General features: G+C 48.5%; 8 protein-coding genes. 7 read left to right on the forward strand and 1 reads right to left on the reverse strand.

The annotated features are described in order from the left end of the window. Positions 1-1,000: 1,000 nt before the first annotated feature. The 4 genes from cfa (at position 1,001) to ACN5NT_RS16600 (ending at position 6,047) form a co-directional block, all read left to right on the forward strand. The gene (gene cfa, locus ACN5NT_RS16585) at positions 1,001-2,158 is read left to right on the forward strand and encodes a cyclopropane fatty acyl phospholipid synthase (RefSeq protein WP_419176161.1); all 1,158 of its coding nucleotides are present in this window, start codon (positions 1,001-1,003) and stop codon (positions 2,156-2,158) included. Positions 2,159-2,516: 358 nt separating this feature from the next. Continuing rightward, positions 2,517-4,070: a Re/Si-specific NAD(P)(+) transhydrogenase subunit alpha gene (locus ACN5NT_RS16590; RefSeq protein WP_419176162.1), complete on the forward strand. Its 1,554-nt coding sequence runs from the start codon at positions 2,517-2,519 to the stop codon at positions 4,068-4,070. Between the two features lie 10 nt (positions 4,071-4,080). Then, entirely contained in the window at positions 4,081-5,478 is a 1,398-nt protein-coding gene (pntB, locus tag ACN5NT_RS16595) for a Re/Si-specific NAD(P)(+) transhydrogenase subunit beta (RefSeq protein WP_419176163.1), read from the forward strand. 323 nt (positions 5,479-5,801) lie between these two features. Continuing rightward, a complete protein-coding gene (locus ACN5NT_RS16600) occupies positions 5,802-6,047 on the forward strand; it encodes a hypothetical protein (protein ID WP_419176164.1) in 246 nt (81 codons plus the stop codon). 357 nt (positions 6,048-6,404) lie between these two features. Here ACN5NT_RS16600 and ACN5NT_RS16605 read toward each other — a convergent pair whose 3' ends face one another. Then, positions 6,405-8,369, reverse strand: coding sequence for a Clp1/GlmU family protein (locus tag ACN5NT_RS16605; RefSeq protein WP_419176165.1), 1,965 nt, complete (start codon positions 8,367-8,369; stop codon positions 6,405-6,407). A 1,124-nt stretch (positions 8,370-9,493) separates the two neighbouring features. Here ACN5NT_RS16605 and ACN5NT_RS16610 point away from each other — a divergent pair. The 3 genes from ACN5NT_RS16610 to ACN5NT_RS16620 all read left to right on the forward strand — a co-directional run bounded on the left by ACN5NT_RS16610 (position 9,494) and on the right by ACN5NT_RS16620 (position 13,124). Next, positions 9,494-10,237, forward strand: a complete 744-nt coding sequence (locus ACN5NT_RS16610; protein ID WP_419176166.1) for a hypothetical protein — start codon at positions 9,494-9,496, stop codon at positions 10,235-10,237. Between the two features lie 728 nt (positions 10,238-10,965). After that, positions 10,966-12,351, forward strand: a complete 1,386-nt coding sequence (locus ACN5NT_RS16615) for a sigma-54 interaction domain-containing protein (protein WP_419176167.1) — start codon at positions 10,966-10,968, stop codon at positions 12,349-12,351. A 164-nt stretch (positions 12,352-12,515) separates the two neighbouring features. Further along, a complete protein-coding gene (locus tag ACN5NT_RS16620; RefSeq protein WP_419176168.1) occupies positions 12,516-13,124 on the forward strand; it encodes a universal stress protein in 609 nt (202 codons plus the stop codon). Positions 13,125-13,787: the final 663 nt, after the last annotated feature.

Consider the following 13,787-nt stretch of genomic DNA (forward strand, 5'->3'; position numbering starts at 1 on the left):
TTAACTATAACAATTATATTTTGTCATTTTTCGCTAGTAAAATATTAGCAAAAGCAATTCAGCAAAGCAAAGTTTTTATTAGAACATTGTCAATACATCAATCTAATTTCTTATTTACATTACGATTCCAACATCATTGATATATATCAAATCAAAGCTCATTATCATAAACACTCTGAAGCCGGATCCAAGTATCTCTAATTAAATCTGGCCACATCATAACTCCGATATCGTATATATATCTGTACAGACATAAATTTCTCGCTCGACATTGAGTGAAATGAAGAGCTAATTAGCCTTCAACCGTTAAGTCTCTCGTCCAAAGAAATATGAACGAGCTAAATGGACCAAGGTGGAATGGCGCCGACATCATCTAGATTTTATTCAACATTTCATTTACTTAGACCCATTCCCCATCAAGAATACGCTAACATTCAGGGATTGCGCAACAATTGGGAAAGACTGGGGCAATAGTTCCAGTATCCGGCACAGATATGGCGGATCATCTACACCACAAATACCATTAGAGCGGTGCATGGTGCATCGCCAGTTTCGCACACTGCCCAAGACCAAGGGGGTACACGGGGCAGATAAGCCGAAAGTTTCATTTCCTCCCCCCTTTTCCCTTCGAGGCAGGGTGACAGGTGATAGGTCATCGCTATGTAAGGAACCTTTGATTTTCCCGGTGGCTCGATCCGATGCTATTTATATCTTCTGAAAAAACCCGTCTTCTTATAACCGTTTTTGCCAGTGCCCTTACATGTGCACCCGACACATTCAGTGAGAAAAAATTGTTTAGATAGCTCCAGCTATGTTAGGATGAGAGTAGTGAAATGACAGCTATGTGTCGGACAGCTCCAACCCCCAGGGCCACCTAATGGAGCGATTACTCGTCACCTTCGCCAGTAGTACTAATCCCGCAGCAAAGGGCACAGGATTCCCCGGACGGCGCCAGGCTGTCTTGTTCATCAGCAAACAACGATGGGGGTAAGATATTTCCATGAATCGATCCTTGCTGACATCTCCGCGCCTTTATCTCACCAACCTCCTGACTCAGGCTGATGTAACCGTTAACGGCACTCGGCCTTGGGACATCCAGGTCAAGAATAATGCTTTTTTTGAGAATATCCTGACCAAGGGCTCGCTTGCCCTGGGGGAATCCTACATTGACGGTTGGTGGGAATGCGAAATGCTGGATGAATTTATCCACCGGATTCTGCGTCACCGACTGGACCGTTGTGTACGGCTCAACCCTCCGCTTCTCTTCAATATTCTCAAGGCCAGGCTCAGCAACCGTCAAAGCCGGCACCGCGCTCCCCAGGTGGGGGAACGCCACTACGACGCCGGCAACGATCTGTTCGAGCTGATGCTTGACCGCCACATGATTTACAGCTGCGGCTTCTGGCAGGGGGCCGACACCCTTGACCAGGCGCAGGAGGTTAAGCTGGACCTGATCTGTCGTAAGCTCCAGCTCACAAAGAACATGCGGCTGCTCGATATTGGTTGCGGCTGGGGGGGGCTGGTGGAATTCGCTGCCCGTCAATATGGGGTAGAGGCGGTGGGTATTACCATCTCCAGGGAACAGCTCAAATTCGCTCGAGAACGATGTACCGGATTGCCGGTGGAGATCCGGTTGCAGGACTACCGGGAAGTCAATGACCAATTCGACGCCATAGTCTCGGTGGGTATGTTCGAACATGTCGGCTATAAAAACTATGAGACCTTTATGAAGGTCGTCGCTCGATGCCTTGCCCATAACGGCCTGTTTTTGCTGCATACCATCGGTTCCAACAGGACCACACATACCGGAGATCCCTGGTTCGACAAGTATATTTTTCCAAACGGCATGCTGCCGTCCGCCAAACAGCTGACCACCGCTATCGAAAAGTTGTTTATTCTCGAGGACTGGGACAATTTCGGCACTCATTACGACAAGACCCTTCTGGCCTGGCATGATAATTTCGAACGCAATTGGCCGACGTTGAAAAAACGGTACAGCGATAAATTTTATCGGGTGTGGAATTACTACCTGCTCTCCATGGCCGGTGGCTTCCGTGCCAGATACATGCAGGTATGGCAGATAGTACTTTCCCAACTCGGCAGGAACGGAGGCTACACGTCGATTCGCTGTCCGAGATGCTCCGACTCATCTAAGTAAAAGGGGCTTGGAGCCATTCTCTGCAGTGACATCGGCAGAACGGTCAGTCAGCTCTAACCTATCAGCGAACGCCTCATGCCTCTCACCTCTCCCAGACAAGCCCTGTGCACCTGATAGCAAAACACTAAAATCATCTTGGCAAATACTCAAACGGTACACACCTCTGGTGATTCAGCAGGGTAATCACACTGAATGAAGAGAAAAAAAATGTTTCGATGGCTTTGGCGTGTCAGGTAAAAGATAGTGGCTTGGCGTCCATGGACCTGTCAGGCCAATTTCTTTAAGGCGCTACATTAAGCAATTACTTATCGTCTACCCGAGTAGAGCTAAAACTTCCTACAGCAAGAGGAGGTACAGTATGCGGATAGGTGTTCCAAGAGAGAGACATGAAAATGAAAAACGGGTTGCAACGACACCGGAAGTAGCAAAGATAATCAAAAAACTCGGTTTCGACATAGTCATTGAAGCCGGTGCAGGTGCTGCAGCAAAATTTACTGATGACGCCTATAGTGACGCTGGCGTGAGGGTCGAGCAGGATGTACAGACACTCTATCGCGATGCCGACATCATCCTCAAGCTCCGCCCGCCGGAGAATCACCCCGAACGCGGTATAAACGAGCTGGAACTGTTACGGGAAGGCCAGACACTTATCAGTTTCATCCATCCCGGTCAAAATCAGGCGCTTTTAGAGAAGCTTGCCTCAAAAAAGATCAACGTGCTGGCCATGGACTCCATTCCCCGCATTTCACGGGCCCAGAGGATGGATGCGCTCAGCTCCATGGCCAATATAGCTGGATATCGGGCTGTTGTTGAGGCAGCTCAACACTTCGGCCGTTTTTTTACCGGGCAGATAACTGCCGCCGGCAAGATTCCTCCGGCAAAGGTGCTGGTGATAGGCGCGGGTGTGGCTGGCCTTTCGGCCATTGGCGCAGCCAGGGGCATGGGAGCAATAGTCAGGGCTTTTGATACCAGACCCGAGGTCAAGGAACAGGTCGAGAGCATGGACGGTGAGTTCCTGATGCTCGATTTTGCCGACGAAGACGGCTCCGGTGAAGGCGGCTACGCCAAGGCGATGAGCGAAGAATTCATTCAGGCCGAGATGGAACTCTTTGCCGATCAGGCAAAGGAGGTCGATATCATCATTACCACTGCGCTCATTCCAGGTAAACCCGCCCCGGAGTTGATCACCGAAGCCATGGTGAAGGTCATGCGGGAAGGCAGTGTCATTGTCGATCTCGCTGCCGAAATGGGAGGTAACTGTAAACTTACTGAAGCGGATAAGGTTGTGGTGAAACATGGAGTGACCATAATAGGGTATACCAACCTGCCCTCGCGTCTGCCAACGCAGGCCAGTCAATTGTACTCCACCAATCTTCGCCACCTGCTCTCGGAATTAACTCCGGCAAAAGACGGCGTGGTCGTCCTCAATATGGACGATGAAATCATACGGGGAGCAACCGTCATTAAGACAGGTGAAATTACCTGGCCACCACCGACCCCAAAAATCTCTGCTGCCCCGAAAAAGCGGCCGGCTCCGGCAAAAGTGGAACCACAGCCCGGAAAGAAAAGAAGTCCCTTGCGCCTCATTCTGGCAGCTGCCATACTCGCTATCGGCTCGCTGGCTCTGGGGAGTGTTGCCCCACCTGAGTTCATGTCCCATTTGACCGTTTTTGTGCTGGCCTGTTTCGTAGGCTATATGGTGGTCTGGAATGTCACGCCATCTCTGCATACGCCTCTGATGAGTGTCACCAATGCGATCAGCAGTATCATTGTCATCGGCGCGCTGCTGCAGATCTCATCCGATCGCTTGCTGATCGTCTTTCTGGCGGGGATTGCTGTCCTGATCACCAGCATCAACATCTTCGGCGGCTTTGCGGTCACCCATCGAATGTTGAGCATGTTCAGGAAATAGGAGGGCAAACATGTCATATGGTATTGTAACCGTAGCATATATCGGCGCAACCATCCTGTTTATCCTGGCACTTGGAGGCCTTAGTCGGCAGGAGACCTCGCGACGTGGGAATTATTCCGGCATGATCGGCATGGCGATAGCTCTGTTAGCCACCGTCATCGGTATTGTCTCTGCCAACTATTTCATCCTGTTCCTCACAGTTGTCATCGGGGGTTCCATAGGCCTGATCCTTGCAAGAAGGGTGCAGATGACCCAGATGCCCGAACTGGTGGCGATCCTGCACAGCCTGGTAGGGCTGGCGGCGGTCCTTGTCGGTTATGCCAATTTCATGGATCATCAGCGGATGCTTGTCGGTATCGAAAAGACCATTCACGATTCGGAAACATATCTGGGCATACTGATCGGCGCCCTGACGTTTTCCGGTTCGGTAATTGCCTTTTTAAAATTGAGCGCCAGGATCAGCGGCAAACCTCTGCTGCTGCCAGCTCGTCACTGGCTCAATCTGGCGATGCTCTTGGGAACGGTAGTGCTGGGTGGGCAGTTCATCAAATATTCGGCTATTGGCGGCGGTACTGTTCCCCTTGTCCTGATGACCGTCATCGCTCTTCTTTTCGGGGTGCACATGGTCATGGCCATTGGCGGAGCCGATATGCCGGTGGTGGTCTCCATGCTGAACAGCTATTCAGGTTGGGCGGCTGCGGCAACCGGCTTCATGTTGAACAATGACCTGCTGATCGTGGTTGGCGCCCTGGTCGGCAGCAGTGGTGCAATCTTGAGCTATATCATGTGCCGCGCCATGAATCGCCGATTTCTGGCCGTTATCGCAGGAGGCTTCGGCACCTCAGCGGGCACAGCAGGAGCAGATGCCGAGGATGAAGCTGGCGCAGTCGTTGCTATCGAAGCGGTGGAGGCGGCGGAACTGCTGCTCAATGCCAAAGAGGTGATGATAATTCCGGGATATGGGATGGCTGTTGCCCAGGCACAGCACATTGTTTATGAAATCACACGCAAGTTACGCGAGAATAACACCAATATCCGCTTTGACATCCATCCGGTTGCCGGCCGCATGCCGGGCCATATGAACGTGCTCCTCGCCGAGGCCAATGTGCCCTATGACATCGTCTTCGAATTGGATGAGATCAATGAAGATTTTCCCCAGATCGATGTCTCCGTGGTAATTGGCGCCAACGACATTGTCAATCCCGCCGCCCAGGAGGTACCGGACAGCCCTATCGCCGGTATGCCCGTGCTGGAGTGCTGGAAAGGGAAAGTGACCATTGTCCTGAAACGTTCTATGGCCACCGGCTATGCAGGTGTTGCCAATCCGCTTTTTTATAAAGAAAATACCAGAATGCTGTTCGGCGATGCCCGTGAAAGCCTGGATGCTGTGTTGAAACATCTGGAATAGCGTGTCCCTGATAATAGGTCAGTAAGTTGTTGCGTAAGAAGACAAGGTGGTATTCTCCGTCTCCTCCGGGAGGTTCCGTGAAAAGATCATGGTTCAGCCATCGAATGCACTGCCTGACATCATCTTTCACTGCATAGTTTTTTCCAGTATAGGCTCTGCGCATTGCATTCATCAGATCATCAGTAATTTTCATGGGATACCGATCTCCTTCCATCAACTCGAACAACAGCAATTATGGGGAGGGTCGGTCCACTGCCCGACTCAGTCTGGAGGGGTATTAGAGTATTACCCTGGGCGTAAAATCTACAGACGAGATCTTTATCATGAAAACAAATGAGCTCCTGAAAGTGCTGGATATGCTAATCAGTTTTTTTGAAACAGGTAATACGGTAACGGATTCAGCCGCCAAGGCTATCTTCATGGAAGACGGTGAATACGATGAGTACTGGCAAGGTGTAGTGGATGAATTCAGGCAGAGTGTCGACTGGACAGGTGTACGGGCACCGGAGTCGGAATTCCTGTCATTCTGTCTGCGCAACCTTCGCGATAAGATCGATAATCAGGGATAGCCTGAGTAGGGCAAGAAGCCCTTGCCCCCTCCAACACCTTGCTGCGCAGCAGGAGGGAAATGGAGTGATGGGTGCGAGACTGGAGTTATTCGTCTCCAACCCACTCTTTTCGTTGGAGAGACCGCACATCACATCAGCTACAGTGACCAGACAGACAGCCTCTTTTCCAATTTTTACAGCCAACACCGATGCGTTTGCCATTGTCATTTTCCCTTCAGCAACATCCGCAAGTTAATCATTGATTCCTGAAACGGGAAATGTTCGTTGCACTGCGTGTCGAATGATCTTGTGCTCTGCCGGGAAGCCGCCACCCATACGTTATAATCGTTGTCAGGTACAGGAAAAGGTGATTGCCACTCACCTGGAAAAGTGGCCCAGGACCTGAACACGGCCAGCGTTTGCCAGAATTTCATCATAGAGAACTTGGTAGTCGGGCGCATACCTCTTGGAAAAATGAAACGGAACTAATCGCTCCACCCCTGCATCTCCGGCGATTGTCGCGGCGGCAAAGGTCGTGAGGTGTTGATTGGCATCGGCCCTGGCCTGATCCTCCATGGTAAATGCCGCCTCACAAAACAAGGTGTGTGCTGAGCGAGCCAGCTCGGTGAGCTTTATTCTGTTATCCGGGCTATCCGCCATATCGGCGGCATATACCATTTTCTTGCCCGGTACAATGAGGGTCAGTTCTTCGGCAAGTTCACCGGCTGGTTGCTTCATACCGTTGGGAAGTTCGATCAATATTTGAGGTGATTCATTGGCTATGCAATATTTCAGCCGACCAAGCCAGGGCCCCGGAGCCACTCCCTTGGCTTTCAAACGTTCTTTTCTTACCTTTATTTCCCTGCCAAATACAAGCGCGTAGGCTATGGATGGGGTACGGTGGTCACATATGGCAGCCTTGATAATAAAATGTTCGTCAGTGAGGATGACGCCATTGTTGATGGTCGTCTCCGGCAGGTTGATGCGCTCTTTACCAGCCTGCAGCCTGGCGCGCCTGATGGTCGCCTGCCCTATTTCCCCCACTTCAAAGACAGGTCCCTTTTCCTTGATCCGATCCCAGGTGACCCCCTGTATAAAATGCTCTATGTGATCGATCGTTCCCACCGGACCAAATATCTTGCACGGTTCGAGCAGGCCGATGCGCAAACGGAGGAACCAGACAAAGCCTCCTATATGGTCAAGATGGGCATGGCTTAAAAACACCGCACTGACCTGATGGGCGACCTTGGCCGCCAAACGGGCCGGATCACCAAGATCAAAGAGCAGACTCTTTTTCAGATCTTTCAGCCTCACATGCAGAAGGGGGTCGCCGAGAGCACCACCCACCAGGGTTGCCCAGGCGGGACCGAGATGGCTGGAGATGGGAAGATATCCCGCATTCGGGGGGAGAACGGGAGGCGTCATTTCCGCAGGTTGGTTGCCCACCGCCGGTGTCCGGGTAACGGGAAGGATGGTCGCGAGTCTCCCTGCACCATCTCTTCCGGCATCCCTGATTAGCAGTGAGGACACATTGCCATTGTTGCATCTAACCATCTTCAGTGTAAGCTTTTTGCCGTGCAGTTCTGCCACTTCCCCGAGCCGAACCGTCCTTCCCCGGCTGTCCAGCAATGCGGCCTGTCTTCCTTTCCATGCTTTGACAGCTTCCAGGGGCGGCACCGTCCCTAAAAGGTGCAACCGATCAAGTTGCACCGTCTCTTCCGCACCCTGTTTCAGAAAATTGTCCCACAACCGTGTGCGGTGTTTGATCCGTTGAAACCTGCTTGGCCGTTTGGCCAGCGCAGAAGCAGGGATATAGAGTTTTTCGGCATGGAGCGCGGCCAGTTCCTGGGCGAGGGGGAGTGGAGCCGCTTTCCAGAAGAGAACGAGGACCATGTCGATTTCAAGGGATTCGGTGAGCTCAAGGAGCAGTTCAGCCCCACCAACACCTTTAACCACCCCTGGCGGGTCAATGAGCAGTATCGTGTCCTTTTTTTCCTCATCGACCTGACGGACCAGGGAGCGGGCCAGAAGACTGAGCGGCAGTCGAAAACGGCTGGCATCGAGGGAGCAGAGCGCAGCGGAATTCCCAAAACGGATCTCATCATTCTCCAACCAGCCCCGGCATACAGCTCCCGGGATGCCAAAGGGAGGGCTCCCGGGATCAAGTTCCAGAATCTGACAGGATTTCAACGAAGTGGTGAGGGAGCTCAGTAGCTTCAGGGCGAGGGTGGACTTCCCGGCTCCCATATCGCCCCAGACGAGAATGCGGCGATATCCTGTAATGAGCGGTGCTAAAAGATCCTCTCTTTCTCCACAGAACGTAACAGGTCGGTCCGTTGACATAATTTCCTCACCCCGGTTGCTCTGCTAAAATAGTAATCCTTTCCTCCTGAAAAGCACAGCAAGAGGAAAAATTAGGATGGACAGGAGGCTTCAACCACTAACGAAAGGTTGAATAGGCGCGTAAGGAAAGCAACTTAAGGTGCTCACCTAAAAAACAACTTCCTATGTTAAGCGATTCTTAAAGCGTTTCAGGAGGTTCAGATGTGGTCTTCACAATTATCAGAATTGCAGTTCATTTCGCTCATGCAGCCGTAAAAACATTGTGGAGCATCATTTTTTTAAAGCTTGTTACTTAGTTGGAGCATATGTTTTCCTGTTGTCTCTAAACCTATTGTATGCTAGGTTCCGGGGCAACTTTTTATCTAACCAAGATTGTTCAGCATTACAATATCATGCGCGTAGTAATAGACTGAAAGCCAAGTTCTGTTAGTTAGTTTTCATATTAAAACTCGGCATTTTATTCAAGATCGAGGCGCGAATCGATTGTTTACCGCAGCCATATAGATGATATCTCCAAGTCTCGTACCTCGCTTGCCGCTGTTCAGGGGAAAGTGATGGAAAGCTTAGGCTGTAACTGGAACGCTCTTGTGCCTGTGACGCACTTGCATTCATTGTGAAAGTGAGTTCTCCAAACATCTAGGCTATGTCGTGCAACAAGTGGATCTTACAACCTAAAAGCCGAGTCTAAAAGCGATAAATATAGCATCTGCTCCAGACAAAACCCTGACCTTTAATTGACGTACCCACTGAAATTGGTCAAAGGACATATGGTGGCTACAAGCTGGACAATTCATTCCATATGATCGCGAAAAATGTTGGTGCTATAGAGCAGATACCTGAAAAGGCACGGGGAAACAGCTGTTCCGTCATTTAACGAAATATAGATAGCCTGTTGGCTTATTGGTGCAGTTGGCGTCCCTATTTCACCAGGAAGCAAAGTGCATAAAGATTCGATTGGGACCAATTGGGTTCTCTATCGGGGGAATCAATTTCTTATCGGATAATCACATGACCCGCTAAGAACTCATCTTAAAAAACGTCACTGCATATGCAGAAGGAGGTGATGCGACACTCAATGAATCATTGAAGGGGTTGAACATTTCAGGATTTCACAGAAAAAAAACATGAAAGTTAAAGGAGATAAAATAATGGGTAAAAGATTATCTGTTGTCTGTTTCGCAGTCGCTTTGATGATGTTCTTTGGAGTTGGCAGTGCTTTTTCGGCTACTGCTAAGGCAACCTGTGCAGCGACTGAAGTTGCCATAGTTGACTACGAAAGCGCCGCCGATTATGCTAATCCCTTCAAAACTCCTATTTTTACACAAACCATCCACTCGGCCTCGCAGAAAGACCTTTTCATCGATGTTTCCCTCGAGTGTGGTCTCACGACTAATACCAAGGTTATGAGCAAGAATCTTGTAAGAGCTATTGCAGAGGCCGAAGCCTATGTAAAAGTCTCGGTAGAGGTTGATGGTGTAGAGGCAGAGCCAGGAGAAGTGACTTTTGCCAGAAGGTACCAGGCATTGATAGCGGATTTAGCTGGCTATGTGGATTTTAATGATGCAGGTTGCTTAATCGCAGATCCCGAGACTGGTATCACAACACTTGATGAAGCTTGTGTAGAAGAAGAGATGGTAGCCCTGGTCCTCGATACAATGACTGCTAATTCCTTTAACTTTGTGTTTGGTAATCTGGCGGCAGGTGATCATGAGGTAGTTGTATACGCAGAGGTTGGTTATAATACATCAGATGGATTGGATATTTCGGAAATAGATGGCTACATCCCTACAAGAGCATACCTGGGAAAAGGTTCCGTCACGGTTGAAAGCGTCAGACTGGTCAAGGATGAGCTTGCAGAAGTTGACTAGGAAAATCTGCTTCTGAAGAAGCGATCTATTCACAAATAATGCCCCAAGCTACCATTCACCTGTTTTTTTTATCATAATCAGGTGGAAATATCAGTATTGTCGAGCCAGTAATTTCAAATACTGCTGCTCCAGGGCCTTCCTCCGTTACGGAAGGGCTGGCAAAAAGACTCTTGCAGAGATGTTCTTCTGGGCTGGCCTCAGCTCCATGGAGGTTGGTTTGAAGAGTTGTAGTAGGTGAGGCAGGCTGAGTGTACATTGGTACTGGAAGTGACCTGAGTGAAAAAAGAGCCACCACAGTGGTATAAAAACCTTCCATACGACAACAGCCACTTACCAATCAGTTTGGTAAGTGGCTGTCTTTATTCCGGATGGCAGCTAGAGATTTAAATCTCCCAAACTCCATGTTCCTGAAGAACCGTATTATCTCCTGTCGATGAACCAGCTCTTCCCATCAGGCTTTAAACAGGTCGTTTTTGGGGCCGGGGATTATTGGTTTTTCGTTCATCCCTTCCTGCCTCTTTCCAACTTGATGGTATCCTCTGAAGACCTGAGTCCCCTTCTTCAGAAGGATTATGTCTTGGATGTGTTGCCCAACATATTGTTCGAATTATCGTACTTGGGTTGCTGAGCCTTGTTTCCTCAGTATCACTGATTGACAAAATGAGTAAGGCCGTGCACTCTACATGGAATATTCCACCCATTCCATCCACACACCACACGGGTCTTTGATGCCACCGCTTAATATATTACCTGATATTGATGTAACCGATTTCGCAACGCTGTTGTTAAATTATAGTACCGATGGAATATTACTCACCGATTCGACAGGCCTTGTAATTGCCATAAACAAGAGGTTTAGCAAACTTTTTCAAATCCCAGCCTCAGAGGTGCTTGGAGCCAACGTATTAGAGCTTGTTAAGCAGGGAGCATGGTCGCCAAACCTCTTCCAGCGCGTAGTACAAAAGAAAAAAACGCTCTCCATCATGCAGACCACCCGAAGTGGTAGGTCAATCCTCGCCACAGGTACACCAATTTTTGATGATGCAGATGAACTCCTCTATGTACTTTTTAATGACAGGGATATGTCGTTACAGTCGGTTCTTGAAAACGACTCCACTGAATCTGTTGAACTGGCCATTCACGCTGCAGCCAAAGACGAACACCTCGTCGCAGAAACTCAGCAGTACACATTAAACGGGATCGTTGTAACAAGTAATATAATGAAAAAGCAGCTCAACCTCGCACTGCAGGTCGCCAAATTCCCCGTACCTGTACTTCTTACCGGCGAATCGGGGGTTGGAAAAACAATGTTTGCCCGCTTTATTCATGACCAGTCCCCTAGAAGAGAAGGCCCTTTTATTGCCATAAACTGTGGGGCTATTCCGGATCAACTTGTGGAATCAGAACTTTTTGGACATACAGGGGGTGCCTTTACCGGTGCCACAGCTGGGGGGAAAAAAGGTCGCATACAAGCCGCAGATGGTGGGACATTATTCCTTGATGAAATTAGTGAACTTCCTTATGTCCTCCAGGTCAAACTTCTCCAGTTTCTTGAGACAAGTCAGATTTACCCTGTGGGTGGGACAAGTCCGATCCCTGTTGACTGTACTGTTATTGCGGCCACAAATAGAAATTTGGCATCCATGATGGCTAATAAAATATTTCGAGATGATCTCTATTTTCGCCTCAACGGTATGCCGATCGAACTCCCACCTCTGCGAAAGCGTAGAGAAGAGATACCACCCCTGGCTCATTTTTTTCTTGAACAGTACTCAACCAGATTTGGGATTGAGGCTTCTCTTACACCTGAGGCCCTGAACGAGCTTACGCAACTGCCTTTGAAAGGTAATGTACGGGAGCTTTCCCACCTTATTCAGCGACTACTCATTGTCACTGGAGGAGGAGAAATCACAGTGGAGCAGGTTCACGAGTGGGCAACCACAATAACAAAAAGCACCCTAAAGCAGTTACCACACTATGACGGTACTCTCAGCCAACAGGTTTCTCAGTTTGAAAAAGATATTATCCAACAAACAATAGAGAAGTGTGGGAGTCAGGTTGAAGCTGCAAAAATTTTAGGCGTCCATCAGTCAACCCTCTCCAGAAAACTCTAGCTTTATGCAAGAATGCATTTGAGTTGCATAAACGCATTCCTCCCGCCAACGATCTAACCTGTATCAACTTGTATTTGCTATGTTTTTATTTCAGGCACGCTCTTTGCTAGTGTAAAGTTATCAGAACGCATAACCATTATTTATCACAACCAAGGAACCACCCCATGAGCCAAAACAATACCAAGCAAATGCCTAAGGACATGTTGACCAACAAAAACCAAATCAAAAGGATCCTATACGCAACGGACCTGACTAAATCCGCACCTAAAGTGTACCAGTATGCCCTCTATCTTGCCAAGCAGTTTAACTCTGAAATCATATGCTTACATGTCATAGATACCCAATCTGCAATCATGAATTTTGCTATGTCTTACCTCACCAAAGAGGTTAGACAGGAAATACTCATTCGTGAACACAACAAAGCACTTGAGGAGATGGCACATAGAAATCGCCAGGCTTTTATTTGTCAACAGTTCGGCATGGATGATGGACTTTATCCAGAACAGCTCGGCTTAACAATTATCGATAAAGTAGTGTACGGCGATGTCGAAGAGCAGATTTTAAAACATTCAGTAAACTCGAACTGCGACCTCGTTGTCATGGGTGCACACGAGAAACCTTTTTTCACCTTTACGACAACCCTCTCTAAACGAGTAATGAAAAGATCAAAAGTACCCGTTACTGTCGTGCCTATTCCAGGTGAAAGGAAAGAGCAGTCAACTGGTTTTCTGCCATCTTTTTTGCCACATTTTTCCGCTGGTCGGTATAAGTGATATTAAAAAAAGCGGATTAAACTTCTGCTGTTTTGGCTCCATCTTACGATTGCAACCGTGAAATGGAGCCTTTTTTGTTTACCCATTTCAACCACGCATTCTTTAAATCCCCACTCTAGACACCCGCCACCCAAAAGGAAGAGACTCTTATTGGCAATGTTTCCCATTTAAACAAATCTAAGGATTACACACATCCTGAAAGGTTTGGGTTACCGGTGGGTGGTTGAAAGGGTTGCTTGGACCAGGGTATTCCTGAGCTTTACATTAGGAATACCCTGTAATGATATGTTTTTTTTATGGCTTAGATCAGCCCGCAAAGCCTCCACAGTCGACTAATCGAAAATGGGCGCGTTCCCTGTTTTCACTTTTATTCCGCTTCTTATCCACCCCATTATGACCGTGCCCTGTGCCAGGGCAATTTACCGAGGAAGGAGCATCTGCTTTTTCCGTCGGAATATCTATAGCAAGCCCCTAGCTGCGTGGCCTAAATTTACCCCTTATACAATTTTTATTCATGAATATTTTCTTCCGCAAACCACATAGGTATATGTAATAGCTATACTTATCCTATGTAAAATGTCGACATTTTACCACTGACTGTAAAATAAATATTGACAACCGCCAAATTTTTTGAGATTTACCTTAAGCACAAAGTGTCGACAT

The organism is Desulfosediminicola sp., assembly GCF_048381775.1.
Taxonomy (GTDB): Bacteria; Desulfobacterota; Desulfobulbia; order Desulfobulbales; family Desulfocapsaceae; genus Desulfopila; species Desulfopila ganghwensis.

Coding starts and splice junctions, on each gene's coding strand:
- cfa (WP_419176161.1), top strand. CDS start 1,001: ATGAATCGATCCTTGCTGACATCTCCGCGCCTTTATCTCACCAACCTC.
- ACN5NT_RS16590 (WP_419176162.1), top strand. CDS start 2,517: ATGCGGATAGGTGTTCCAAGAGAGAGACATGAAAATGAAAAACGGGTT.
- pntB (WP_419176163.1), top strand. CDS start 4,081: ATGTCATATGGTATTGTAACCGTAGCATATATCGGCGCAACCATCCTG.
- ACN5NT_RS16600 (WP_419176164.1), top strand. CDS start 5,802: ATGAAAACAAATGAGCTCCTGAAAGTGCTGGATATGCTAATCAGTTTT.
- ACN5NT_RS16605 (WP_419176165.1), bottom strand. CDS start 8,369: ATGTCAACGGACCGACCTGTTACGTTCTGTGGAGAAAGAGAGGATCTT.
- ACN5NT_RS16610 (WP_419176166.1), top strand. CDS start 9,494: ATGAAAGTTAAAGGAGATAAAATAATGGGTAAAAGATTATCTGTTGTC.
- ACN5NT_RS16615 (WP_419176167.1), top strand. CDS start 10,966: ATGCCACCGCTTAATATATTACCTGATATTGATGTAACCGATTTCGCA.
- ACN5NT_RS16620 (WP_419176168.1), top strand. CDS start 12,516: ATGAGCCAAAACAATACCAAGCAAATGCCTAAGGACATGTTGACCAAC.